General features: G+C 71.1%; 23 protein-coding genes. 6 read left to right on the top strand and 17 right to left on the bottom strand.

The features are described 5' to 3' along the window. Window positions 1-50: 50 nt before the first annotated feature. The 3 genes from ACQ5SO_RS05745 to ACQ5SO_RS05735 form a co-directional block, all read right to left on the bottom strand. Complete coding sequence (locus ACQ5SO_RS05745) at window positions 51-356, bottom strand: FtsB family cell division protein (protein WP_430940623.1); 306 nt, start codon at window positions 354-356, stop codon at window positions 51-53. A gap of 154 nt (window positions 357-510) precedes the next feature. Beyond that, complete coding sequence (gene eno, locus ACQ5SO_RS05740) at window positions 511-1,785, bottom strand: phosphopyruvate hydratase (protein WP_430940622.1); 1,275 nt, start codon at window positions 1,783-1,785, stop codon at window positions 511-513. Between the two features lie 84 nt (window positions 1,786-1,869). Next, window positions 1,870-2,310, bottom strand: coding sequence for a Fur family transcriptional regulator (locus ACQ5SO_RS05735; RefSeq protein ID WP_430940621.1), 441 nt, complete (start codon window positions 2,308-2,310; stop codon window positions 1,870-1,872). A gap of 194 nt (window positions 2,311-2,504) precedes the next feature. Between ACQ5SO_RS05735 and ACQ5SO_RS05730 the strand changes: the two genes are divergently transcribed. Beyond that, the gene (locus ACQ5SO_RS05730) at window positions 2,505-3,530 is read left to right on the top strand and encodes a hypothetical protein (protein ID WP_430940620.1); all 1,026 of its coding nucleotides are present in this window, start codon (window positions 2,505-2,507) and stop codon (window positions 3,528-3,530) included. A gap of 149 nt (window positions 3,531-3,679) precedes the next feature. Here the strand turns inward: ACQ5SO_RS05730 and ACQ5SO_RS05725 are convergent, their stop codons facing one another. Both ACQ5SO_RS05725 and mazG read right to left on the bottom strand, forming a co-directional pair. Then, window positions 3,680-4,681: a Fe(3+) ABC transporter substrate-binding protein gene (locus tag ACQ5SO_RS05725; protein WP_430940619.1), complete on the bottom strand. Its 1,002-nt coding sequence runs from the start codon at window positions 4,679-4,681 to the stop codon at window positions 3,680-3,682. Between the two features lie 220 nt (window positions 4,682-4,901). Further along, window positions 4,902-5,729, bottom strand: a complete 828-nt coding sequence (mazG, locus tag ACQ5SO_RS05720) for a nucleoside triphosphate pyrophosphohydrolase (RefSeq protein WP_430940679.1) — start codon at window positions 5,727-5,729, stop codon at window positions 4,902-4,904. Window positions 5,730-5,938: 209 nt separating this feature from the next. Between mazG and ACQ5SO_RS05715 the strand changes: the two genes are divergently transcribed. Both ACQ5SO_RS05715 and ACQ5SO_RS05710 read left to right on the top strand, forming a co-directional pair. Then, on the top strand, window positions 5,939-7,174 hold the full coding sequence (locus ACQ5SO_RS05715) for an RSP_2647 family RNA methyltransferase (protein ID WP_430940618.1): 1,236 nt from the start codon (window positions 5,939-5,941) through the stop codon (window positions 7,172-7,174). A gap of 12 nt (window positions 7,175-7,186) precedes the next feature. After that, on the top strand, window positions 7,187-7,744 hold the full coding sequence (locus ACQ5SO_RS05710; RefSeq protein WP_430940617.1) for an RSP_2648 family PIN domain-containing protein: 558 nt from the start codon (window positions 7,187-7,189) through the stop codon (window positions 7,742-7,744). 17 nt (window positions 7,745-7,761) lie between these two features. Here ACQ5SO_RS05710 and ACQ5SO_RS05705 read toward each other — a convergent pair whose 3' ends face one another. Both ACQ5SO_RS05705 and ACQ5SO_RS05700 read right to left on the bottom strand, forming a co-directional pair. Next, the gene (locus tag ACQ5SO_RS05705; RefSeq protein ID WP_430940616.1) at window positions 7,762-8,451 is read right to left on the bottom strand and encodes a M48 family metalloprotease; all 690 of its coding nucleotides are present in this window, start codon (window positions 8,449-8,451) and stop codon (window positions 7,762-7,764) included. Then, window positions 8,445-8,903, bottom strand: coding sequence for a DUF6653 family protein (locus ACQ5SO_RS05700; RefSeq protein ID WP_430940615.1), 459 nt, complete (start codon window positions 8,901-8,903; stop codon window positions 8,445-8,447). The genes ACQ5SO_RS05705 and ACQ5SO_RS05700 overlap by 7 nt, the downstream gene beginning before the upstream one ends. Window positions 8,904-9,035: 132 nt before the next feature. Between ACQ5SO_RS05700 and ACQ5SO_RS05695 the strand changes: the two genes are divergently transcribed. Beyond that, entirely contained in the window at window positions 9,036-9,755 is a 720-nt protein-coding gene (locus tag ACQ5SO_RS05695) for a TetR/AcrR family transcriptional regulator (protein ID WP_430940614.1), read from the top strand. Between the two features lie 484 nt (window positions 9,756-10,239). Here ACQ5SO_RS05695 and ACQ5SO_RS05690 read toward each other — a convergent pair whose 3' ends face one another. From ACQ5SO_RS05690 to ACQ5SO_RS05665, 6 genes are all read right to left on the bottom strand, one after another. Next, complete coding sequence (locus tag ACQ5SO_RS05690; RefSeq protein ID WP_430940613.1) at window positions 10,240-10,989, bottom strand: methyl-accepting chemotaxis protein; 750 nt, start codon at window positions 10,987-10,989, stop codon at window positions 10,240-10,242. Between the two features lie 78 nt (window positions 10,990-11,067). Beyond that, window positions 11,068-12,255, bottom strand: coding sequence for a vWA domain-containing protein (locus ACQ5SO_RS05685; RefSeq protein WP_430940612.1), 1,188 nt, complete (start codon window positions 12,253-12,255; stop codon window positions 11,068-11,070). Between the two features lie 30 nt (window positions 12,256-12,285). Continuing rightward, on the bottom strand, window positions 12,286-12,459 hold the full coding sequence (locus tag ACQ5SO_RS05680; protein WP_430940611.1) for a hypothetical protein: 174 nt from the start codon (window positions 12,457-12,459) through the stop codon (window positions 12,286-12,288). A gap of 73 nt (window positions 12,460-12,532) precedes the next feature. After that, window positions 12,533-13,009, bottom strand: a complete 477-nt coding sequence (locus tag ACQ5SO_RS05675; RefSeq protein ID WP_430940610.1) for a GNAT family N-acetyltransferase — start codon at window positions 13,007-13,009, stop codon at window positions 12,533-12,535. A gap of 129 nt (window positions 13,010-13,138) precedes the next feature. Beyond that, on the bottom strand, window positions 13,139-14,122 hold the full coding sequence (locus tag ACQ5SO_RS05670) for a glycine betaine ABC transporter substrate-binding protein (protein ID WP_430940609.1): 984 nt from the start codon (window positions 14,120-14,122) through the stop codon (window positions 13,139-13,141). Between the two features lie 294 nt (window positions 14,123-14,416). Further along, entirely contained in the window at window positions 14,417-15,262 is an 846-nt protein-coding gene (locus ACQ5SO_RS05665) for an AAA family ATPase (protein ID WP_430940608.1), read from the bottom strand. 342 nt (window positions 15,263-15,604) lie between these two features. On the opposite strand from ACQ5SO_RS05665, the gene dksA reads away from it, so the two are divergent. Beyond that, window positions 15,605-16,027 (top strand): RNA polymerase-binding protein DksA, encoded by a 423-nt coding sequence (gene dksA, locus ACQ5SO_RS05660; protein WP_430940607.1) that lies wholly within the window; start codon window positions 15,605-15,607, stop codon window positions 16,025-16,027. 123 nt (window positions 16,028-16,150) lie between these two features. Here the strand turns inward: dksA and ACQ5SO_RS05655 are convergent, their stop codons facing one another. From ACQ5SO_RS05655 to ACQ5SO_RS05645, 3 genes are all read right to left on the bottom strand, one after another. Next, window positions 16,151-17,668 (bottom strand): TadG family pilus assembly protein, encoded by a 1,518-nt coding sequence (locus tag ACQ5SO_RS05655; RefSeq protein WP_430940606.1) that lies wholly within the window; start codon window positions 17,666-17,668, stop codon window positions 16,151-16,153. Next, a complete protein-coding gene (locus tag ACQ5SO_RS05650) occupies window positions 17,665-18,000 on the bottom strand; it encodes a hypothetical protein (protein WP_430940605.1) in 336 nt (111 codons plus the stop codon). Before ACQ5SO_RS05650 ends, ACQ5SO_RS05655 begins: the two co-directional genes overlap by 4 nt. A 478-nt stretch (window positions 18,001-18,478) precedes the next feature. After that, window positions 18,479-20,035 (bottom strand): 2-isopropylmalate synthase, encoded by a 1,557-nt coding sequence (locus ACQ5SO_RS05645; protein ID WP_430940604.1) that lies wholly within the window; start codon window positions 20,033-20,035, stop codon window positions 18,479-18,481. A 396-nt stretch (window positions 20,036-20,431) separates the two neighbouring features. Between ACQ5SO_RS05645 and ACQ5SO_RS05640 the strand changes: the two genes are divergently transcribed. Then, entirely contained in the window at window positions 20,432-21,046 is a 615-nt protein-coding gene (locus ACQ5SO_RS05640) for a PEP-CTERM sorting domain-containing protein (RefSeq protein ID WP_430940603.1), read from the top strand. A 152-nt stretch (window positions 21,047-21,198) separates the two neighbouring features. Here ACQ5SO_RS05640 and ACQ5SO_RS05635 read toward each other — a convergent pair whose 3' ends face one another. Continuing rightward, the gene (locus ACQ5SO_RS05635; RefSeq protein WP_430940602.1) at window positions 21,199-22,632 is read right to left on the bottom strand and encodes an MORN repeat-containing protein; all 1,434 of its coding nucleotides are present in this window, start codon (window positions 22,630-22,632) and stop codon (window positions 21,199-21,201) included. Between the last annotated feature and the right edge of the window lie 131 nt (window positions 22,633-22,763).

Here is a 22,763-nt window from a genome sequence, read left to right as displayed (position 1 = left end):
AAGCTTAGTGCGGGGCGACGCAGCGAAACCGGGGGTTTGGAACCCTTCGGTTAACGAATCACGGCGTCGTTCTCGCCCACATGGCCGAGCACGATCCGCGCGCGCTCATCCAGAAGGTCGAGGTCGAGATACGAGTCGGACAGCCGCAGCGTCAGGTTCTCCATCCGCGCGCGCTCGGCGCGAAGCCCGGCCAGCTCCGTCTCCAGCCGCTCCTCCTCCTGCGTCAGGCGCATGTACTCCACCAGCCCGGTGTCGCCCTGGAAGGCGGCATGGGCGAAATACATCGCGAGCGCGAGGATGAAGAGGGAGAAGCCGGCGGCGGCCAGGCCGCGGCCCGCAACGGTCTTTTCGGTCATGTCGTCACCTGCTCGGGGGCCTTCTGGCCAATGCGCGATTTTTCGCGTCTGGGGCGCAATATGCCCCAAAACGCGGACCCGCGAAAGCGAAACGCCCGGACCTTCCGGCCCGGGCGTTCCAGTTCGTCCACCCCCGCAGGGACGGGAGGGCGGATCAGCCCTTCAGGATCGACTTGCCGGCATAGATCGCCGCGCCGCCCAGCTCTTCCTCGATGCGGATCAGCTGGTTGTACTTGGCCAGCCGGTCCGAGCGCGCCAGCGAGCCGGTCTTGATCTGCCCGCAGTTCAGCGCGACGGCGAGGTCGGCGATGGTCGCGTCCTCGGTCTCGCCCGAACGGTGCGACATCACCGAGGTGTAGCGGGCGCGGTGCGCCATCTCGACCGCCTCGATGGTCTCGGAGAGCGAGCCGATCTGGTTCACCTTCACCAGGATCGAGTTGGCGCAGCCCTGCACGATGCCGTCCTTCAGGCGCTTGGAGTTGGTGACGAACAGGTCGTCCCCGACCAGCTGGCAGCGGTCGCCGACCAGCTCGGTCAGGATCTTCCAGCCCTCCCAGTCATCCTCGGCCATGCCGTCCTCGATCGACTGGATCGGGTAGTCGTTGACCAGCTTGGCGAGGTATTCGGCCATCCCGGCGTTGTCGAGCTTCACGCCCTCGCCCTTCAGGTCGTACGTGCCGTCCTTGAAGAACTCGGTCGACGCGGCGTCGAGCGCGAGGGTGATCTCCTCGCCCGGCTTGTAGCCGGCCTTCTCGATGGCCTTCATGATGAAGTCGAGCGCGTCGCGGGTCGAATTCAGGCCCGGCGCGAAGCCGCCCTCGTCGCCGACGGCGGTGTTGTGACCGGCGGCCGACAGCTCTTTCTTCAGGGTGTGGAAGATCTCGGCGCCGATGCGCACGGCGTCGGCGATGGATTCCGCCGCCACCGGCTGGATCATGAATTCCTGGATGTCGATCGGGTTGTCGGCATGTTCGCCGCCATTGATGATGTTCATCATCGGAACCGGCAGCACGCGGGCCGAGGTGCCGCCGATATAGCGGTAGAGCGGCAGGCCCACGGCGTTGGCCGCGGCCTTGGCGGTGGCCAGCGACACGCCCAGGATGGCGTTGGCCCCGAGGCGGCCCTTGTTCTCGGTCCCGTCCAGCTCGATCATCGCGTTGTCGATGGCCAGCTGCTCGGTCGCGTCGACGCCCGCGAGCGCCTCGAAGATCTCGCCGTTCACGGCCTCGACCGCCTTCAGCACGCCCTTGCCGCCATAGGCGTCGCCGCCGTCGCGCAGCTCGACCGCCTCATGCGCGCCGGTCGAGGCGCCCGAGGGCACCGCGGCGCGGCCGAAGCTGCCGTCCTCGAGGGTCACGTCCACCTCGACGGTGGGGTTGCCGCGGCTGTCCAGGACCTGGCGGCCGGTGATGTCGATGATCGCGCTCATGGCTCTCTCTCGCTCTCTCTCTCGTGCGGCGCCCGGCGCGTCCCGTTGCAGGGGGCTGGGCTGAAATGGCGGGGTCGGGGGGCCTCAGCCCTCCTCGCCCTCGGGTGCGTCGCCGCGCTTGCGCGGAACGCCGTAAAGCTCCATGCGGTGCCCGCGCAGCTCGTATCCGAGGCGCCGGGCGATCTTTTCCTGCAACGCCTCGATCTCCTCGTCCACGAACTCGATGACGCGGCCGGTGCGCAGGCAGATCAGGTGGTCGTGGTGCTCGCGCTCGGCGTCTTCATAGCGCGCGCGCCCGTCGCCGAAATCGATCTTCTCGAGGATCCCCTCGCTCTCGAACAGCTTCACCGTGCGGTAGACGGTGGCCAGCGAGATGTTCCCGTCCAGCGTCGCGGCGCGGCGGTGCAGCTCCTCCACGTCCGGGTGATCCTTCGCCTCCTCCAGCACCTGCGCCACGATGCGGCGCTGGCCGGTCATGCGCAGGCCGATGGCCTCGCAGCGGTTCAGAATGCTTTCGCCGGGCATGGGCGGCTCCGGAAGACGGGCGGTTGCGCGGGGCATAGCGCATAGCCGGGCCCGGATAAAGGGCGCCGGGACGCAACGGGCCCTGCCGCGGCGTCGCGGCAGCGGATGGTTAACCATTCGTCGCTAGCCTTCGGCCCCGACAAGCCCTGCGAAAGGGGCGCGGACGGGACGGCAACGGGAAGGCGGCGCGCGTCATGGCCAGACTGATCATCCATGCGGGCCTGGGCAAGACCGGGACCACGGCGCTGCAGACCTGGCTGAGCCGGGCGCAGGGGCTCGCGGCCCGCGGCATCCTCCACGCGGGGATCGAGCTGCAGGGCCTGCCGGGCCGGATGCGCCTGCCGGGGCAGGGCGCGGTGGGGGACCCGGGCCTGCTCGCCCGGGGGCTCGAGAAGATCGAGGCCGCCGCCGCCCGGCCCGAGGTCGACGCCATCGTCTGGTCCAACGAATCCATCGGCATGTCGCACAACCGCGCGGGCATCGCCGCGGCGCTCGACGCCTTCCTCGCGGGCTCGGCCCACGTGGATGCGCTGGAGATCGTGCTGGTGCTGCGCCGCCAGGACGAGTGGATCGAGTCCGCCTACCGCCAGTGGGGCCTGCGCCACAAGATGCGCAAGGGCTACGGCGTGCCGACCCCGCGCCAGTATCTCGCCGGGGCGCAGGGGCTGCTGGACTATCGCGGGCTGTGGCGGCTGTGGTCGCGCGTCGGCGGCGCGGCGGTGCGGGTGATCTCTTATGACGACGTCATGGCCGGGGGCGGCATGGCCCCTGTCTTCGCGCGCGAGGTCCTCGGGATCGACGCCGCCGACCACCCGGTCCCCGGCGGCCCCGCGGACGGGCGCGTCCATGTCTCGCCCGGGCCGGCGCTGTCCTATTTCCACGCGCTCTACAACGCCGGGCGCCCCGGCCCGGTCCCGCCCGAGGAGTTCGGCGCGCTGATCGAGGCCTGCGCGCTCCCCGAACTGGCGCCCCCGGGCGCCGCCTTCTTCGGCAAGGCGATCCGGCGGGAGATCCTGCGCCGCCACGCCGCCGACAACGACGCGCTGGCGCAGGAGGCGCTGGGGCGCCCGCATCTCTTCGCCGACCGGCCCGTGGCCGACGTCGCGCGCTATACCGAGGGGCCGCAGCACGCGCTCACCTATTTCGCCCTGATCGCCGCGCGGCAGGACCAGCGGGGCGCGCGGGCGGCCCTGCGCAACGCATTCGCCCCGCCGGAGTGATCCGGCGGGGCGTTGCGGGGCGGCGCCGCGCAAGAGGGGGGGAGCGCTGCGCCCGCCCTGCCGGCCGCGCGCGCGAGGGACTGGCGCGGGCCGGGTTCGGGACCGGGTTCGGGACCGGGTTCGGGACCGGGTCGGGATCGCGCGGCCGATCAGCCGTCGAAATCGACCGTCTGCACCAGGCGCAGCGCCGCGGCGCGCTTGTCGGCGATCTCGGTCAGCGGCAGCGCGTCGGGCGAGAAGGTCCCCCAGCTGGCCACCATGTCCGAGGCGGGCACGCCCTCGACCACCGGGTACTCGGCATTGGCCTCGGCATAGATCGCCTGGCCCTCGGGGGACACCAGGAACTCCATCAGCTTGATCGCCGCGTCCTTGTTCGGCGCCGAGGTGGTCATGGCGACGCCCGAGACGTTCATGTGCGCGCCCGCGCCCTCGAAGGTCGGGAACACGATGCGCACCGAGTCCGCCCATTCCTTCTGCTCGGGGTCGGCCAGCATCTTGGCCATGTAATAGGTGTTGCCGATGGCGAGGTCGCACTGCCCGGCCCACACCGCCTTCACCTGGGCGCGGTCATTGCCCTGCGGCTTGCGCGCGAGGTTGGCCTTGAGGCCTTCGAGCCAGTCCTGCGCGGCCTCTTCGCCGTGATGGGCGATATAGGCGGCGGTGAGCGCCAGGTTGTACTGGTGCGCGCCCGAGCGGGTGCAGATCCGGCCCTTCCATTTCGGGTCCGACAGCTCTTCATAGGTCAGCGCCTCGGCGTCCACGCGCTCGCGGCTCACGTAAGCCACGCGGGCGCGGGCGGTGACGCCCCACCACAGGCCCTCGGGGTCGTGGAACGCGGCCGGCACGGCGGCCTCGAGGGCGGGGGTGGTGATCGGCTGGGTCACGCCCTCGTCCACCGCGGCCTTCAGGTTGCCGATGTCGACGGTCATCACCAGGTCGGCCGGGGAGCGGCGGCCCTCGGCCTTCAGCCGCTCGATGAAGCCGGATTTCAGGAACACGACGTTGACGTCGATCCCGGTCTGGGCCGTGAAGGCGTCGAACAGCGGCTGGATCAGCTCGGGCTGGCGGGTCGAGTAGACGTTGACCTCCTCCGCGACGGCGGGGGCGGCGAGGGCGATGGCGGTCGCGGCGAGAAGGGCGGTGCGGCGCATTGTAGGCTCCCGTTTGGTCCTGCTGGATCTGGAGCGTGCATAACCTGACGAAAATAGTCGGGTCAATGGGTGAGCGTTATGGTCGGAATTATTTTCCTACCCTTTCGCTCGGATATTCCGTCGCACCCCGCGGGCGCCCCCCCGGGAGACGCCCGGGGGCCGCCCGCGTGAGGGGGCGCCGCGGCGCGCCTGCGGGCGTCGGCGCGGGCGGCCGGGCCTCTCAGCCCTTCGCCGCCTTCGCCTCTTTCTCCTCCGCCTTCACCGCGTCCCAGATCGCGTCCATCTCCTCGAGGCTCGCGTCATCGGTCGACCGCCCCTCCGCCCGCAGCCGGTCCTCGATGGCCCGGAACCGGCGCTCGAACTTGGCGTTGGCGGCGCGCAGGGCCCCCTCGGGCTCCACCTTCAGGTGCCGCGCGAGGTTGGCCATGACGAACAGAAGGTCACCGAATTCCTCCTCGATCTCCTCGGGGCCCAGCTCGTCCCGCGCCTCCTCGAGCTCGGCCGCCTCCTCGCGGATCTTCTCGATCACCTCGGCGGTCACCGGCCAGTCGAAGCCCACCCGCGCCGCGCGGTTCTGCAGCTTCACCGCGCGCAAGAGCGCGGGAAGGCCCAGCGCGACGCCGTCGAGCGCACTCTCCGGCGTCTCCGGCAGGCCCTTGGCGGCGCGCTCCTGCGCCTTGATCTCCTCCCACTTCACCACCTGCGTCTCGGCGGTGCGCCCGTCGGGGCCGTGGCCGAAGACATGCGGATGGCGGCGCAGCATCTTGTCGGCGACGCCCTTCGCGACGTCCTCGAAGCCGAACCAGCCGCCCTCCTGCGCCATCTGCGCGTGGTAGACGACCTGCAGCAGCAGGTCCCCCAGCTCGTCGCGCAGCTCGCCCATGTCCCCCTTCTCGATCGCGTCGGCGACCTCGTAGGCCTCCTCGATCGTGTAGGGCGCGATGGTGGCGAAATCCTGCTCCAGGTCCCAGGGACAGCCGTCGGGCGCCCGCAGCCGGCGCATGATCTCCAGGAGCCGCGCCGTGCCGCCCGAGCCGTCATGCACCATCGCGTCGGACAGCGCCCGGTCGCGCGGATCGGGCCCCGGGTGGGCGGCGTCGAGGCGGTCATTGCGGCTGGCGGTCATGGGCGGCTCCTGCTTGTGCATGCGGGCGCGATCCTGCCTTCCGGCGGCGCCGCGGTGCAAGCGGCGCTTTCCCGCGGGCCGGGCGCGGTGTAGGACGGCCCCGACGCGACCCAAGAGCCCCGGAGAGCCCCATGACCGATCACGCGCAGACCCCCGACGACGCCGACGACGCGCGCGATCCGAACGCGCGCCCGGTCCTGCGGCTGCGCCCCAAGAAGGGCTGGCGCCTGGCCGAGGGCGCGCCCTGGGTCTGGCAGGACGAGCTGGTCCTCGACCGCCGCGCGCGCAAGCTGGCCCCCGGCGACCTCGCGGTGCTGGAATCGGCGGAGCGCGAGCCCATCGGCCTCGTGACCGCCAATGTCGGCGCGACGCTCGCCGCGCGCGTGCTGGACACGAACCCCGAGGCCGAGATCGACGCGGACTGGTTCCGCGAGAAGATCGGGGGCGCCTTCGCCCTGCGCGACACGCTCTATGACGCGCCCTTCTACCGGCTGGTCCATGCCGAGGCGGACGAGCTTCCGGGCGTCGTGATCGACCGCTTCGGCGACGCCGCCGTCATCCAGCCCAACGCCGCCTGGGCCGACCAGCGGATCGAGCTGCTGGCCGGCGCGGTGCGCGAGGTCACGGGCGTCTCCACCATCGTGATGAACGGCACGGGCCGGGTGCGCGGCCTCGAGGGGCTGCCGGAGGAGACCCGGATCCTCTCGGGCGCGCTCGATGGCCCGATCCCGGTCGAGATGAACGGCGCCACCTACATGGCCGATCTCGAGGGCGGGCAGAAGACCGGCCTGTTCTTCGACCAGCGCCCGAACCACGCCTTCGTCGCGCGCCTCTCGAAAGGCGCGCGGGTGCTGGACGTGTTCTCCCACGTGGGCGGCTTCTCGCTGGCGGCGCTGGCCGCGGGCGCGACCTCGGCGCTCGCCGTCGACGGCTCCGCCCCCGCGCTGGCGCTGGCCGAGGAAGGCGCGCGCCGCTCCGGCGCCGCCGACCGCTTCACCACGATGAAATCCGATGCCTTCGATGCCATGCGCAAACTGGCGGAAGACGGCGAGCTCTTCGACGTGGTCGTCTGCGACCCGCCCGCCTTCGCCCCGACCCGGCAGGCGAAAGAAAACGGTCTGCGCGCCTATGCCCGCGCCGCCCGCATGGCCGCCAAGCTGGTGCGCCCGGGCGGCTTCCTGACGCTCTGCTCCTGCTCCCACGCCGCGGACCCCGAGAGCTTCCACGACGCCTCCGCCGCCGGGATCCAGAAGGCCGGCCGCCGCGCCGCGCTGATCCGCTCGGGCCGCGCCGGGCCGGACCACCCGGTCCACGCCGCGCTGCCGGAAACGAGCTACCTCAAGGCCAACACCTATCGCCTTCTCTGAGGGGCGCCTCCCGTGACGGCCCCCATCGCCTTCCTGGACGCCTGCGTCCTCTACCCCCCGGTGGTGCGCGGCTGCCTGCTGCATACCGCCGGGCAGGGGTTGATCGACCCGCGCTGGTCGCCCCGCGCGCTCGAGGAATGGGCCCGCGCGGCCCAGCGCGAGCGCGGGCCGCTGGCCGCCGAGGCCGCCCGCGACGAAGCCCGGGCCATGGACCTGCGCTGGCCCGGCGCCGCGCACCTGCCGGACCCCGAGGCGGCGCTGCGCTACGATCTTCCCGACGATGACGACGTGCACATCCTCGCCGCGGCCCTCGCGGGCGGCGCGGATTACGTCGTCACCTTCAACCTGCGCGATTTCCCGGCCCGCAAGCTGCGCGATCTCGGCCTCGCCCCCCTCTCCCCCGACGCGCTGCTCTGGGAGATCGCGGGCCGCGCCCCGGCGCAGATCGAGGAATCCATCCGCCGCGCCCTCGCGCCGCTGGCCAACCAGGATCCGCCGGTGAAGATCCTCAAGCGCGCCCACCTGCCGCGGCTGGCGAAGCTGGTGAAGACCGGGGCGCTGACGCCCTGAGCCTTACTGCCCTCGCGTTATTGGCCCGTCGCGTCCCACTGCGCCTGCAGCCGCCGCACCGCCGCGATGCGCTTGGGCATCGGCGGATGGCCCATCAGCCAGGCGGCCCCGGCGGGGATGTCGCCATGCTTGTCGGCCAGCTTCTCGAACAGCGTCCACTGCGCCTTCGGGGCCACCCCCGCCCGCCGCATCAGCGCCGCGGCATAGGCGTCGGCCTCGTATTCGTCCCTGCGGCTCAGCCCCGCGGTCACCAGGTTCACCAGGATGTTGGCGATCCACGGTCCGATGAACGGAATGAAGCGCCCGATCACCATCATCAGCACCATCCGGGCCGAGTTCTGCGCCGCCATCTCCACCATCCGCCGCTTGGAATGGCCCATGGCGACGTGGCCCAGCTCATGCGCGATGATCGAGCCGATCTCGTCCGCGCTCACCTCGCCGCGCCGGAACGCCTGCAGCACGCCGTCGGTGATGAAAATGCGTCCGTCGGGGGCGGCGAGGCCGTTGAACGCGGGTTCCGGCAACACGAAGGCGCGCAGCTCCGGGACCTCGGCGGCCCGCCCGAGGCGGCGCGAGACCGCCTCCAGCTCCGGCTGGTCCAGCGGGCGCGACTCGCGGTCGAGCTTGCGGCGCAGCGCCGAGGCGGACATTTTCCACATCACCACCGCGTAGGCGGCGATCAGCAGGATCGGCAGGAATTTCAGCACGTCTCGCGTTCCTCCATCCGCGCCGCCGCATCGAGGAAGCGCAGCTTCAGCAAAATCACCGCCGCCGCCCCGGCGAAGGCGATCCAGGGCCGCTCGGCGATCACGCCCCAGAGCCAGATCGGCGCGCCCAGAGCGGGGCTCAGCGCCCGCGCCTCGACCCGCGCCGCCGCCGGGGCCTTGCGGTCCGCCAGCCAGCGCCGCTCGCCCCGCACCGCCCGGGCCGACCAGGTCTGCGGATCGGCGGGGGGCGGGAAGGCGCGCGGATTGGCCCAGGTCCAGGCCAGCAGCGCGCCCAGGAGCGGCCAGAGCCAGGGGCCCAGCGCGTCCCGCCAAAGCAGGAGCGCCGTCAGCGCGGGCAGGATCGCCACGCGGGTCCAGACGCTCCACGGGTTCTGGTGGCGCGCCCAGGCGGCGTCGGTCATGGCGAAGGCGTCGGCGATGCGCTGGTACATGGGCCCCGTCGGCGTGCTGCGGCTCGGAGGGGAATATGGGGCGGCGGGCGCGCCCCCGCCAGTGCCGGGGGTGGCGCGGCGGCCGCGTCCGGGCGATGGTGGGGGCTGGCGATCAGCGGCAGGGAGGCGGCGATGACCGGCAAGGACGACGCGCAAGAGGACGAGGCCGCGGCTCCCTTCGCCCCGGGCCGCCGGCTGCGGCGCAGCGACTGGCTGGACCTCGGGCTGCGCGAGCTGGCCGCGAACGGCCCCGGCAAGATCGGGATCGAGCGCCTGTGCCGCGTCGCCGGGCGCACGCGCGGCAGCTTCTATCACCATTTCGAGGATCACGACGCCTTCATCGACGCGATGCTGCGCCGCTGGGCCGATCGCCAGACGCTGTCGGTCCTGGCCGAGGTCGAGGCCGCGCCGCCCGAGGAACGCTCGGGGATGCTGGTGCTGGCGTCGCTGAAGATGGATCACCGGCTCGACGGCGCGCTTCGGGCCTATGCGCGCACCCACGCCGGCGCGGCGGCGCGGCTGGCCGAGGTGGACGCGGCCCGCATCGCCTATCTCGAGCGGCTGCACCGGGACCTGCACAAGGTGCCGCGCGGGGCGGCGCGGGCGCTGGCGCGGCTCGAATACGCCGCCTTCATCGGCGGGCTGGTGGTCTGGCCCGAGGGCGACGCGGTGCAGCACCAGGTGCAGGCGAACCGGTTCCAGCGCCTCGTGCGCCTCGCCGTCGCCGCGGACCTGACCTTCGACGTGGAAGAGCGGGAGGCGCCGAAGACCTCCCGCCCCGGCGCGCGCGACGACATGCGGATCGAGGACCTGGTGGCCGCCGCCCTGCGCGCGCAGGAGGGGAAAGGCTAGGGGCGCCGCCGGGCAGGGGCGCGACGTCCGCCAGCGGGCGGCCGCGGGAACGCGCTTTCGACGGCGGCTGCCCGTCTCCATGGAGGAGGCCAGAAGGCGGCTGGCGCTCTCCGCCGGACGACGGGTCGGCGCCTGTCGCGGCTTGCCGCGCGCCCCGGCGATGGCGCCCGCCGGGCGCGGACCATGGGCCGCCCGTCATTGGGTCCGGGGCGTTCGCGGGGTTTTGCTGGCGTCCGAAGTCTGCTTCCCGGCGCCGGGTCGGCGCCGCGCCGCCGCCAGGTGGACCTGGCCGGGGCCGGGGCTTGCATCACCCCGGCCCCCGCCCTGGTCGCGCGTCCTGCGCCCGGCGTCCTTCGCCCGGCGTCCTGCGTCCGGCGCGGCGGTGCGTGGCCGGGCTGCGCCGCGCGTCCCGCAGCTTCGCGCCGCGGGGACGGAGGCCGCCGCCGCCCCGCACCTCGGCCCGCGCCGCGCCCCGGCGCCGGGGTCAGTGCCGCGCGCCCGCGGGTTTGCCGTTCTCGCCCGCGCCGGACAGCCGGGCGCGCACGTTCTTCACCGCCGCCTGCGCCTTGGCCGACAGCTCCTGGATCTCGGCCGCGATCACCGCGAAGCCCTTGCCGGCCTCGCCCGCCCGCGCCGCCTCGACGCTCGCGTTCAGCGAAATCAGGTTCACCGAGCGGCTGATATGGTCGATCTCCGCGATCGCCGTCTCGATCACCTTCATCGAGCGGCGCGCCTGGCTCTCCTCGCCCTCCGAGGCCGCCTCGCGCAGGCGCCGGGCGATCTGGGCATAGGAATCCGCCGCCGGCAGGAACTTGTCCATCGCGTGGTCCAGCAGCGAGTCCATCACGTCCCCCGCCGGGATCTCGCCCGCCCGCGCGTGCTCCGCCAGCCGCTTGAACCGCGCCGCCGCCTCGTCGATCGCGGCCCGCTCGCCCGCCTCCATCTCCTGGATCACGGCGCGGGACGAATCCCGCGGCACCCCCTTGCCCTGGTCGCCTTCCCGCATCGCCGCCAGCGCGGCCCCGAGGCGCTCCACCTCCGGCAGGGCGGCCTCGATCCGGCGGGCCCGGTCGCCCTCGTCGGCGTGATGGGCCAGCGCGATGCGCGCGATGGCCGATGGCGCAAGGCGCCTTGCGGCATCGCAGGCCTGGAGCAGGCGGTTGAAATCCTCGGCGGCGGCGGAGCCGGCGGAGGCGGCGGAGGGGCGGGAGCGCATGGCGACAGCGGTGTTCATGCGCGCACGATGGCAAGCAATGGGAAACGGACGGTTAAACGCCCCCGCGGGCGGGAAGATATTCCGCCCGCCGCACCCTCAGCGGCCCAGCGCCTTCATCGCGGAATCGAGCCCGTCCAGCGTCATCGGGTACATCCGGTCATGGGCGATCTTGCGGATCATCTCGATCGACTGGGTATAGCCCCAGCGCTGTTCAGGCACCGGGTTGATCCAGGCGAAATCGGGCCAGTGATCCATCGCCCGGCGCAGCCAGGTCTCGCCCGACTCCTCGTTCCAATGCTCATTCGCGCCGCCCGGATAGGCGATTTCATAGGGCGACATCGACGCGTCCCCGACGAAGATGCACTTCCAGTCCTTGCCATAGGTGTGCAGCACGTCGAAGGTCGACACCTGCTCGTCCCAGCGGCGGCGGTTGTTCTTCCACAGACCTTCATAGAGGCAGTTATGGAAGTAGAAATGCTCGAGGTATTTCAGCTCCGCCCGCGCGGCCGAGAACAGCTCCTCCACCACCTTCACGTGGTCGTCCATCGACCCGCCGACATCGAGCAGCAGCAGCACCTTCACCGCGTTGCGCCGCTCGGGGCGGGTCTTGACGTCGAGATAGCCGTGCTCGGCGGTCGAGCGGATGGTGCCGTCGAGGTCCAGCTCCTCCTCCGCCCCGTCGCGCACCCAGCGGCGCAGGCGTTTCAGGGCGACCTTGATGTTGCGCGTCCCAAGCTCCCGCGTGTCGTCGAAATCCTTGAAATCGCGCCGGTCCCAGACCTTGGCCGCGCGCCGGTGGCGGCTCTCGTGCTGGCCGATGCGCACCCCCTCGGGGTTGTAGCCATAGGCGCCGAAGGGCGAGGTTCCGGCGGTGCCGATCCACTTGCTGCCGCCCTGGTGGCGGCCCTTCTGCTCCTCGAGCCGCTCGCGCAGCGTCTCCATCAGCTTCTCGAAGCCGCCCAGCGCCTCGATCTCCTCCATCTGCTCCTTCGTCAGGTGCTTCTCGGCCAGCTTGCGCAGCCATTCCTCGGGCAGGCTTATCGGGTCCGTCCCCTCGGGCGCCCCCGACACCGCCTCGAGGCCCTTGAACACCTCCGAGAACACCCGGTCGAAGCGGTCGATGTTCCGCTCGTCTTTCACCAGCGCGGCGCGCGAGAGATAGTAGAACCCCTCGATGTCGTATTGCACCACCTGCCGGTCCATCGCCTCGAGCAGGGTCAGGTATTCGCGCAGGGAGACCGGCACCTTGGCGTTGCGCAGGCCGAGGAAGAAATCGACGAACATGGAACCTCCCGTTTCCGGCGGACCCGGCGCTCAGCCGGAGAACAGCGGCAAGTCTATGACGGTGGCGACCAGGAAGGCCAGCAGCGCGACGGCGAGGCCGTGGATGAAGGCGTAGCGCAGCTTGTCGGCGAGGTTCGCCTGCTGGCGCGCGGCGCGGACCCAGCCGAAGGCGCCGGCGAGCAGGAAGATCACGAGAAGGGGCATGGGCGGCTCCGGATGAAAGGCGTCGCCCGGGGTTGTGGGGCCGCGGGGCGGGCAGGTCAAGGCGGGCGCGGCGTCAGCGCTGGTACTTCACCAGCGCCGTGCGGGTCCCGAAGCGGTCGTGGAACATCTGCGCGGGCAGGTTGTAGTCCTGCGTCGTCCAGTGGACCGAGGGGCGGCCCGCCGCCTCCGCCGCCGCCAGCACCGCCTCCATCAGCGCCGTGCCGACGCCGCGGCCGCGCGCCTCCGGGACCACGTAGAGATCGCTCAGGTAGGTCACCCCCTCGGGGCGCCAGAAATGGTCGTGGAACAGGTAATGCGCGAGGCCGAGCGCCCGGCCGTCCGCCTCGGCGATCAACCCGTGCATCGCCGCGTCGGCGGGGTCCGAGAGGCGCGCGAAGGCGGCGTCCGAGGCCGCCGGGTCGGCCGCCGCGCCCACCGCCGCCTGCACCCCGGCCCAGAGCGCGGCCCAGGCGGGCGCGTCGCCGGGGGTCACGGGGCGGATCACGGGCCGGACCAGGGGCCGGGTCGCGGGCCGGGCGGGCGGGGTCATGGCGGCGCCTCGTGTCGGGGCAGGGGGAACGCCCATCCCATAACGAGGACCGGCCCCGGGGGGAAGCCGGGGCCGGTCGATGGGGCGCAACATGCGCCGATGGGGGGGACGGGGAGGGTGGGGCCGGGATCAGCCGGAGGCGCCTTCCCAGGCCGTGATCTTCTTCTCGTTCGCCTTCACCCAGTCGCGGGCGACCGAGTCCATGTCGAAGCCCTTGATGTCCACCAGGAACAGGAACTCGACCATGTCTTCATTGGTGAAGGCGAAGTGCTGCAGCACCTTGGCCGCGCGCGGGAACCGCTCGCGCAGCGAGGTCACCCAGGCGATGCGCACGTCGGCCACCTGCTCGCCGGTCTCGACCTTGCTCTCGGCCAGCCAATTGTCGCTCTCGCTCGGCACCACCAGGTTGTGGCGGGCGGGGTCGTAGGCCGGCTCCTCGATATACTCGATATACTCCATCGCGAACCAGGACATCGGCTCGTAGCAGGCGAACACCGCGTGGCGGCGGTTGGCGAAGTCGTCATAAAGCTCGACCTGGTACTCGCCCTCGGGCGCGAGGCGCGCGCTGTAGACGGAATCGAGGCCGTAATCGCGGATCTTCACTTCGTAGGCGGCGGACATCTGCCAGCCCGCGGCGCCGACCCACATCTCGACCTTGCCGTCGCCATCGCGATCCAGCGCCGAGACCACCTCGGGGCGCATCAGGTCCCGGGGGGTCTTGAGGTTGAGCGCCTCGGCCGTGTAGCGCGGCGCGCACAGGCCGACCTTGCCCTGGTAGCCGCCCGCCGACATCGCCATCTCGCCCGCCTTCTCGGCGGCGGCGGTCCAGCTCGAATGCCCCGGCTGCCAGCTGTCGGCATGGATGTCCATCCGGCCCAGCGGGCCGTCGCCCTCGATCATCCCGGCATAGATCTCCGGGTTGCCGCCGGGAAGGATCTCCACGTCGTAGCCGTAGCGGGATTGGAAAATCTCGCCCAGCACCGCCGCGGCCGCCTTGCCGGTGAACCAGTTCGGGGCGCCGATCCGGATCACGTCCTCTGCGGCCGACACGGGACCGGAGAGCAGCGCGGCGATTGCTGCAGCGCCGAAAGCGACACGGGATGAAATACGCATATGTTCCCCTTTCGCAGGCATCTGGAAGCTTTGTGCGCCTGCGAAAAAAATGCTGAGGCCGGGATGAGGGTTTGTGCAGGCGCGAACCGAACATTCAGCGCCTGTTTCCGACACATGTTGCGATTCAACATCACACGCAAAAGGAAACCCCCGCGCCATGCTGAAGCGCGAGGGTTGTAATTTCAGAATTTATTGAACAGTCGCGACTCGCCCGATTATCGCCCGGAACTCGCCACAAGGGCGCCGCGGCGCCGAACTACTAGCCGCAAACGCGAACGCCCCGCTGGCCCCGCCTCAGCCCCCGCGCTGGCGGCGGGCGATGAAGGCCAGGCGCTCGAACAGGTGCACGTCCTGCTCGTTCTTGAGCAGCGCGCCATGCATCTTCGGCAGCATCTCGGTCGGGTCCTTGCGCAGGTCCCCGGCGTCCATGTCGTCGTTCATCAGGAGCCGCAGCCAGTCCAGCGCCTCGGAGGTCGAGGGCTTCTTCTTCAGCCCCGAGACGTCGCGGATCTCGTAGAACTGCTCCAGCGCCGCGCGCAGCAGGGTCTGCTTGATGTCCGGGAAGTGGACCTTGACGATGGCCTGCATCGTCTCGGCGTCCGGGAACTGGATGTAGTGGAAGAAGCAGCGGCGCAGGAAGGCGTCGGGCAGCTCCTTCTCGTTGTTCGAGGTGATGATGACGATGGGGCGGTGCTTCGCCCGGATCGTCTCGCCGGTCTCGTAGACGAAGAACTCCATGCGGTCGAGTTCCTGCAGAAGGTCGTTCGGGAACTCGATATCCGCCTTGTCGACCTCGTCGATCAGCAGCACCACGCGCTCCTCCGACGCGAAGGCCTCCCACAGCTTGCCCTGCTTGATGTAGTTGCCGATGTCCTCGACCCGCGCGTCCCCGAGCTGGCTGTCGCGCAGCCGGCTGACGGCGTCGTATTCATAAAGGCCCTGCTGCGCGCGGGTGGTGGACTTGACCGACCACTCGATCATCCGCATCCCCAGCGCATCCGCGACCTGGCGGGCCAGCTCGGTCTTGCCGGTGCCCGGCTCTCCCTTGACCAGGAGCGGGCGCTCCAGCGTGATCGCCGCGTTCACCGCGACCTTCAGGTCTTCGGTCGCGACGTAATCCTGCGTGCCTTCGAACCGCATCAAACAGGCTCCCTCAATGCGCATACTCCGTGGTATGCGAACCTGCCCGCTGGGGCGCCCGGATGCAAGCGACGCTTCAATCCGGGCGCGCGGCAGGGGCTGGTCATCCGGTCAGGCGGCGCCCATCGAACGGGCGCCCCCGGGAAAATCCGCCTGCGAGATGTGCTGTTTTTAAACTTTTACAAAGGTTTACGCTTATTGCCGTGACAACCCGGCGCAGCGGGTCTATATCCCCCCCACGGTTTGCGGAAGGGCGGCGCCCGACCGGGCCGGGAAGAAAGCTCGGGTCGGCTGGCGCCCAGGCGCCGCGGCTGCACCCGACCAAGTTGGGGTGAAAAAGACATGGTTGCCGACATCGCGCTGGAGGCGGACTACCGGCCTTCCGATGACGAACCCTTCATGAACGACCGTCAGAAGGAATATTTTCGCCGCAAGCTGATCGAGTGGAAGGAATCCCTTCTCGACGACAGCCGCGACACCATCTCCGGCCTCCAGGAATCCGCGCTCAACACGCCGGACATCGCCGACCGCGCCTCCGCGGAAACGGATCGCGCGCTGGAGTTGCGCACCCGCGACCGCCAGCGCAAGCTGATCTCCAAGATCGACAGCGCCCTGCGCCGGATCGAGGAAGACAATTATGGCTACTGCGAGGTGACCGGCGACCCGATCAGCCTCAAGCGGCTCGAGGCCCGGCCGATCGCGACCCTGTCGCTCGCCGCGCAGGAGCAGCACGAGCGCCGCGAGCGGGTCTACCGCGACGAGTGATCGGCGCGCCCGCCGCCCGCCGGCGCCGAGCTGGAACGAAGACCCCCGCGGCCCATCGGGCCGCGGGGGTTTTTGCTGGGCCGGGCAGGGCGCAAGCGGCCCTCGCGCGGCCCGCGTCCGCCCTCAGCGCAGCAGCGAGATCCGCCGCGCCAGGCCGATCCGCCAGTCGGTGCCGTCGCAGCCCGTGATCGCCGCGTCCGGCGGCAGGCCGACATGCCCGCCCGCCTGCACCGCCAGCCCCTCGAGCCCCGAGGGCGCCACCGGCAGCGCCACGTCGCCCGCCGCGATGACGGTGGAGCCGTGCAGGCCCATCCCGTAGCCGAAGCGCACGTCCCCATCCGCGATCAGCAGCGTCCCGCCCCCGGGCGCGCAGCCGTCCGGGGCGCCGATGGCGACGTCCGAGGCGCCCGAGATCGCCCAGCCCTCCAGCGGCGCCTCCACCGCCGGGGCCGCGTCGGCCTCCTTGCCCGCATTCTTCCCGGCATCCGCCTTCGGCGCCTCGACCAGCAGGCCCAGCACGTCGATGGCCACCGCGTCCAGCAGCCCGCCGCCCTGCACCGCGTCCATCGTGGTGCCGATCACCGAGTTGGCGAACACCGCGCCGGGGCGGAAGCCGATGGTGCAGTTGGTGGTGACATGCACGTCGTCATACGCCCCCGCGGGCAGGTCCAGCACCCCGGGGATCGTGCAATGCACGTAGACCCGCGCGCCGTCGGACAGCGCCGCGGGGTTCCAGTCGACGATGGAGATCATCTGCGCGTTCAGCGCATAGGCCGCGATCAGCTCGTCCGCGCTTTCCGGCGCGCCGATCTCGATCTCGCGCGCCTTCAGCGCCTCGGCGCCCTCCAGCGCCGCGACCACGTCCGCGGGCGGCGTCTCGCCGAAATTGAGCTGCGCGGCATCGGCCATCGACACCTCCGCCAGGCCCGACAGCGTGGTCCCGGCCCCGAGGCTCACGCCCTGCGCGCCGTGGATGCAGGCGTCGGCGAGGCTGAGATTCCCGCCCGCCGCCACCACGCCCCGCGCCGCGATCCCGGCCGAGAGGCAGGGGTCGAGCGGCTGGTCCGGCGGGGCGTAGAGCGTGCGCGCCCCGGCCACGGATTCCGCGGTGGCGGTCCAGCTGCGCTGGCCGAGGATCGGCAGGAAGGCGGTGTCCCCGGCGCTGCCGCCCTGGGCGGCGCGCGACAGCATCACCCGCACCGCGTCCGGCCGGTCGACGCCCTCGACGAAGCGCCGCTCGTCCACCGTCCAGCCGCCGACCTCGATCCGCACCGTCTTGACCTGCTGCGCGAGCCCCGCGTCCTGCAGCACCCGCCCGGCGGCGGCGCGCGCGGCCTTGCCGGCCGCCTCGGCGCCGTCCTCGAGCGTCATCGCCCCGGCCAGCGCGCCCGCATCGGCGGCGGCGGCGAGCTGGGCCTGCACCTCGTAGGATTTCGCGGTGTCGAGGGCGAACAGGCCGACCGCGCCGCCCACCCCCACCGCCAGCGCGGCCCAGATGTTGATCGCGCCGCTGCGGTCGGCGAAAGCCGCGCGGGCGCGCGCCGCGGCGGCGCCGGGCAGGGCGCGGGCAGGGGACGGGGACGGGAGGCGGGGGCCGGGTTGCGTCTCCGGCGCGGCCCGGCGCCGGGTCGGGGCGCTCACTTCGGTTCCTTCATCATCGTCACCCGGGCCGTCAGCTCGCCCGGCACCGCGGCCGCGTAGAGACCGACCACCGAGGCGGTGGAGACCGGGGTGGAGATGGTCACCACCACGTCCGCGCCATCCGTCGCGGTGACGGTGTAGGCGGAGGCCTCGCCCAGCGCGACCGAGCGGGCGGCATGGCCGGGCGCGTCGGCGGCGCTCAGCGCGCCCACGGACATCCGCCGCGCCGTGTCGCGCGCCGCGTCCCACATCGCCGCGTTGGTGGTGTAGAGCATCGAGAGATCGGCGATCAGCGCCAGCATCACCGCGAAGACCGCGGTCCAGAACAGCATCTGGCCGGGTCCCGATCCGCGCCGGTCGGCAAGCGCCGCGCGGGTCCGGGCCAGGGGTGTCGCGGGACCGGCCGCGGGGCCGGGATGGGACTGTCCGATCGTCATACGCTCGCCGCTCCGTCTCAACTCGGGGCCGTCTCGAACCCGGGGTCGTCACACCCCGGGGCCGTCGCCCCCCCCGGGCGCGCCCTTGGGAAGGCCCGGGGCCGGTCGGGGCGCAGCCGCCCCGCACGCCCCACAACGCCACGCATCGCGACGCCGCGCAACCGGCGCGCAACCAGCGCGGGCGCGGCCGACGGGCGCGGAGGCCTCGCCGGGCCCGGCTCGCATCGTGGCGCCTAGACCTTGAATGCAGGCTTAGCGCGCCCCGCCGATCAATGCCAGCCCCCGGAAATTCCCGAAGAAAAACGCCGCGCGGACCGGGAAGGTCCGCGCGGCGCGCGCGTCGTCCTGGCCCCGGGGCGCCGGGGCGGGGCGATCAGCCCTCGGCCGCGGCGGCGGGCGCGGTCTTCTCGCGCCGGACCATCAGCCGGTTGATCGCCTGCACATAGGCCTTGGTGGCGGCCAGGATCGTGTCGGTGTGGGACGACCGCGCCGTGGCGATCTTTCCGCCTTCCTCGAGCCGCACCGAGACGGTCGCCTGGGCGTCGGTCCCTTCCGTCACCGCGTGGACCTGGAACAGGGCCAGCTTGCCCTCGTGCGGGACCAGCTGCTTGACGGCGTTGAAGCAGCTGTCGACCGGGCCGTCGCCGGTGGCGGTCGCGGTCTTCTCCTCGCCGTCGATGCTCAGCGTCAGGCGGGCCATCGGGGCCTGGCTGCCGCAGGTCACCACCAGGTCCTTGACCACGATGCGGTCGTCCTCGGGCCCCGCGCCGGTCTCCGAGACCAGCGCCAGCAGGTCGTCGTCATAGACCTCCTTCTTGCGGTCGGCCAGCTCCTTGAACCGCACGAAGGCGTCGTTCAGCTGGTTGTCCGCCAGCTCGACCCCGAGATCCTTCAGCTTGGCCCGCAGCGCCGCGCGGCCCGAATGCTTGCCCATCACCAGGTTGGTCTCGGACAGGCCCACGTCCGAGGGGCGCATGATCTCGAAGGTCTCGGCGTTCTTCAGCATCCCGTCCTGGTGGATGCCGCTCTCGTGCGCGAAGGCGTTCTTGCCGACGATGGCCTTGTTGTACTGGACCGGGAAGCCCGACACCGCGGCCACGCGGCGCGAGATGTTCATGATCTTCTTCGAATCCACGCCCGTCTCGAACGGCATGATGTCGCCGCGCACCTTCAGCGCCATCACCACCTCTTCCAGCGCGGTGTTGCCCGCGCGCTCGCCGAGGCCGTTGATCGTGCACTCGATCTGCCGCGCACCGGCTTCGACGGCGGCCAGGCTGTTCGCCGTCGCCATCCCGAGGTCGTTGTGGCAGTGGGTCGAGAAGATCACCTCGTCCGCGCCCGGCACTTTCTCGATCAACATGCGGATCAGGTCGGCGCTCTCGCGCGGGGCGGTGTAGCCTACGGTGTCGGGGATGTTGATCGTGGTGGCGCCGGCCTTGATCGCGATCTCCACCACCCGGCACAGGTAGTCATGCTCGGTCCGCGTCGCGTCCATCGGCGACCACTGGACATTGTCGCACAGGTTGCGCGCATGGGTGACCGTCTCGTGGATCCGGTCGGCCATCTGGTCCATGGTCAGGTTCGGGATCGCGCGGTGCAGCGGCGAGGTGCCGATGAAGGTGTGGATCCGCGGGCGCGCGGCGTGCTTCACGGCCTGCCAGCAGCGGTCGATGTCCTTCTCGTTCGCCCGGCTCAGCCCGCAGATCACCGCGTTTTTCGAGCGCCTGGCGATCTCGGAGACGGCGGCGAAATCACCCTCCGAGGCGATCGGGAACCCGGCCTCGATGATGTCCACGCCCATCTCGTCCAGCAGCTGCGCGATCTCCAGCTTCTCGGCATGGCTCATCGTCGCGCCGGGCGACTGCTCGCCGTCGCGCAGGGTGGTGTCGAAGATCAGCACGCGGTCTTTCTTCGCGGTCGCTTCGGTCATGTCGTCGGTCCTTGGATGGTCTGCGAAGCGGGGCCTTCAGGCCATGTCACGCTTCGCTTGAGGTTTCTTCCGGCGCGAAGGACAGCCCCCCCTGAGCGCGCGCGCCGAAACCTCGGCACGCTCAGGGGCGGCTAAGAAGAAGCGCGCGCAGGTCCGCGCCGGCCGAAAGGGCCGGGGACTTGGGGGCCGCGAGGGCCTGGATGCGCGAGGGCGTCTTCATGGGCCGAGGTTATAGGCCAGCCATCCCGCCAGGGAAAGGGTGAATTGCGGCGGATGGCCCGGCCCCGCTTGCAGGCCGAGGGGCCGGGCCGTCATTGCGCCAGGCGGGCGCCAAGGTTAAGGTGCCATGAATGGGCGGATGTTTTTGAAATCCGTCCGTAGAAGGGGACTTTCACCATGAAAACGCGCTTTCTTCTGGCGGCCGCCGTCGCCGCGCTCGCCGCGCCGGCCTCCGCCGCCATCCAGGTCGTGTCCTTCGAGGGCATGACCGCGGCCGGGGTGATCTCCACCCCCTATACCGAGGCCGGGGTGACGCTCACGCACCTGGTGAACCATTACGACGTCAACAACGACCCTCTGAACGCCTCGGACGGGACCTGGTCGATCTCGATCCATAACGGCAATGGCGGCAACGCGGTGCGCTTCACCTTCGGGTCCGCCGTCGACGTGCTCTCCTTCACCGTCACCTCGGTCTATGACCGCACGGGGGACGAGACGCTGACCATCCACACCAGCGCCCAGGCCTCGGCCATGGTGATCCCCAACGGCGTCGATGTCGGCGTCCTCTCCTTCGCCGGGCTGACGGCGTTCGAGGGCGTGACCTACATGGACCTGGTGCTGCCGACGCCGACCGCGGTCTGCTCGGCCAATTGCGGCGGCTTCTACCTCGACGCGCTGACCTTCGACGACGCGCCGTCGATCACCTCGGACGTGCCGCTTCCGGCCGCCGCGCCGCTGGCGCTGCTGGGCTTCGGCGCGCTGGCGCTGGCGGGCCGAAGCCGCCGGGGCTGATCCGCCCCAGGCTGCGAGAGAGAAACGGCCGCCCCGGCGACGGGGCGGCCGTTTCGCTTTCTCCCCGGTCGCGGCCCGGCGGGGGCAGGGGCGCAAACGAAAAAGGGGACGCCCCGAAAGGCGCCCCCCTGATCTTGCGGCTGCAGGCGCCCTTACTGGTTCTGCTGCTCGTAGGCCTCGGCCTCTTCCTTGGTGCCGCGGCGACCGTTCACCCAGTAGCCGTCATAGACGGCGCCCGAGGCGTATTCCATCCGGCCCTCGCCATGGCGCTGACCCTTCAGGAAGTTGCCGGTGTAGACGTCGCCATTGGCGTATTTGGCGTTGCCGGCGCCGTGGATCTCTCCGTCCAGCCAGCCGCCGACATATTCGAACCCGTCGGGCATCTTGATCGAGCCCTGGCCCTCGCGCAGGCCCTCGACGAAGCCGCCCTTGTAGATCGCGCCGTCGGGGAAGGTCGTCTCGCCCTCGCCATGCTGCAGCCCGTCCCGCCATTCGCCGGTATAGGTGTAGCCGTCGGGGTAGGAGACGGTGCCGGTGCCGTGGTTCTTGCCGTTGCGGAACTGGCCTTCATAGACCGCGCCGTTGGCATAGGTGGCCTTGCCGTCGCCCTGGATCACGCCCTCGGCCCACTGCCCCTCGTAGGAGCCGCCGTCGGCATAGGTGATCTTGCCGTAGCCATGGGGCGCGCCGTTGACGAACTGGCCCTCGTGGACCGAGCCGTTGGGATAGCGGGCGACGCCGTCGCCCTCGATCCGGCCCTCGACCCAGGCGCCCTCGTATTCATAGCCGTCGGCGGCGACGAAGCGGCCGACGCCGTCGCGCTCATCCGCCTTGAAGCTGCCGGTGTAGACGTCGCCGTTGGCGTAGCGGGCGATGCCCTCGCCCTCGCGCTCTCCGTCCACGAACTGGCCTTCGTAGATGTCGCCGTTCGGCTGGGTGGCGATGCCCTGGCCGTGGATGCGGCCCTCGGACCACTCGCCGGCATAGGTGAAGCCGTCGGGCAGGCGGATCTCGCCCTGGCCGTGGCGCTGACCGGCGACCAGCTGGCCGGTGTAGACCGAGCCGTCGGGATAGGTCACCGCGCCCTCGCCATGGGGCATGCCGTCCTTGAACTGGCCCTCGTAGCGATAGCCGTTCGGACGGGTCATCACGCCCATGCCGTTCTGGGTGGAGTTCTTGAACTCGCCCTCGTAGACGATGCCGTTGGCGTAGCGGGCCACGCCCTTGCCGTCGATCACGCCGGCCTTCCACTCGCCCTCGAAGGTCGAGCCGTCGGCATAGGTGATCTTGCCGATCCCCGCGGGCGCGCCGTCGAGGAACGAGCCCTCGTAGACCGACCCGTTGGGATAGGTGGCGACGCCCTGGCCCTCGATGCGGCCCTCGACCCATTCGCCGGTGTACTGGAAGCCGTCAGGGCGCCGGAAGGTGCCCTGGCCATGCTGGCGGCCGTCCTTGAATTCGCCTTCGTAGATATCGCCGCTGTCGTACTGTTTCGTCTGCACCTGCGCGAGCGCAGGAGCGGCGGCCAGACCCGCCGCGGCGGCGAAGGCGGCGCCAGCCAGAACATGGCAACGCAAGTCACGCATACCGTTTTCGTCCCTGTCCGGGCCGCGCCGAAATCCAGTCCGGTCCCGCGGCCGTGTTCCCCCTGAAAACGTCCTCCACGCCGAGTCAAAGAACCGGCGTTCAAAAGCACCTTAGGTGGATCAATCCGGGC

Source organism: Rhodovulum sp. DZ06, from assembly GCF_050586345.1.
Classification (GTDB): Bacteria; Pseudomonadota; Alphaproteobacteria; order Rhodobacterales; family Rhodobacteraceae; genus JBOCEF01.
Note: the sequence above shows the minus strand (reverse complement) of the source record. Positions and strands in the feature narration are given on the sequence as shown.

Bases quoted from the DNA above. Each gene is read 5' to 3' on its own strand.
- ACQ5SO_RS05745 (WP_430940623.1), bottom strand. From the start codon at position 356: ATGACCGAAAAGACCGTTGCGGGCCGCGGCCTGGCCGCCGCCGGCTTC.
- eno (WP_430940622.1), bottom strand. From the start codon at position 1,785: ATGAGCGCGATCATCGACATCACCGGCCGCCAGGTCCTGGACAGCCGC.
- ACQ5SO_RS05735 (WP_430940621.1), bottom strand. From the start codon at position 2,310: ATGCCCGGCGAAAGCATTCTGAACCGCTGCGAGGCCATCGGCCTGCGC.
- ACQ5SO_RS05730 (WP_430940620.1), top strand. From the start codon at position 2,505: ATGGCCAGACTGATCATCCATGCGGGCCTGGGCAAGACCGGGACCACG.
- ACQ5SO_RS05725 (WP_430940619.1), bottom strand. From the start codon at position 4,681: ATGCGCCGCACCGCCCTTCTCGCCGCGACCGCCATCGCCCTCGCCGCC.
- mazG (WP_430940679.1), bottom strand. From the start codon at position 5,729: ATGGTGCATGACGGCTCGGGCGGCACGGCGCGGCTCCTGGAGATCATG.
- ACQ5SO_RS05715 (WP_430940618.1), top strand. From the start codon at position 5,939: ATGACCGATCACGCGCAGACCCCCGACGACGCCGACGACGCGCGCGAT.
- ACQ5SO_RS05700 (WP_430940615.1), bottom strand. From the start codon at position 8,903: ATGTACCAGCGCATCGCCGACGCCTTCGCCATGACCGACGCCGCCTGG.
- ACQ5SO_RS05695 (WP_430940614.1), top strand. From the start codon at position 9,036: ATGACCGGCAAGGACGACGCGCAAGAGGACGAGGCCGCGGCTCCCTTC.
- ACQ5SO_RS05690 (WP_430940613.1), bottom strand. From the start codon at position 10,989: ATGAACACCGCTGTCGCCATGCGCTCCCGCCCCTCCGCCGCCTCCGCC.
- ACQ5SO_RS05685 (WP_430940612.1), bottom strand. From the start codon at position 12,255: ATGTTCGTCGATTTCTTCCTCGGCCTGCGCAACGCCAAGGTGCCGGTC.
- ACQ5SO_RS05680 (WP_430940611.1), bottom strand. From the start codon at position 12,459: ATGCCCCTTCTCGTGATCTTCCTGCTCGCCGGCGCCTTCGGCTGGGTC.
- ACQ5SO_RS05675 (WP_430940610.1), bottom strand. From the start codon at position 13,009: ATGACCCCGCCCGCCCGGCCCGCGACCCGGCCCCTGGTCCGGCCCGTG.
- ACQ5SO_RS05670 (WP_430940609.1), bottom strand. From the start codon at position 14,122: ATGCGTATTTCATCCCGTGTCGCTTTCGGCGCTGCAGCAATCGCCGCG.
- ACQ5SO_RS05665 (WP_430940608.1), bottom strand. From the start codon at position 15,262: ATGCGGTTCGAAGGCACGCAGGATTACGTCGCGACCGAAGACCTGAAG.
- dksA (WP_430940607.1), top strand. From the start codon at position 15,605: ATGGTTGCCGACATCGCGCTGGAGGCGGACTACCGGCCTTCCGATGAC.
- ACQ5SO_RS05650 (WP_430940605.1), bottom strand. From the start codon at position 18,000: ATGCTGTTCTGGACCGCGGTCTTCGCGGTGATGCTGGCGCTGATCGCC.
- ACQ5SO_RS05645 (WP_430940604.1), bottom strand. From the start codon at position 20,035: ATGACCGAAGCGACCGCGAAGAAAGACCGCGTGCTGATCTTCGACACC.
- ACQ5SO_RS05640 (WP_430940603.1), top strand. From the start codon at position 20,432: ATGAAAACGCGCTTTCTTCTGGCGGCCGCCGTCGCCGCGCTCGCCGCG.
- ACQ5SO_RS05635 (WP_430940602.1), bottom strand. From the start codon at position 22,632: ATGCGTGACTTGCGTTGCCATGTTCTGGCTGGCGCCGCCTTCGCCGCC.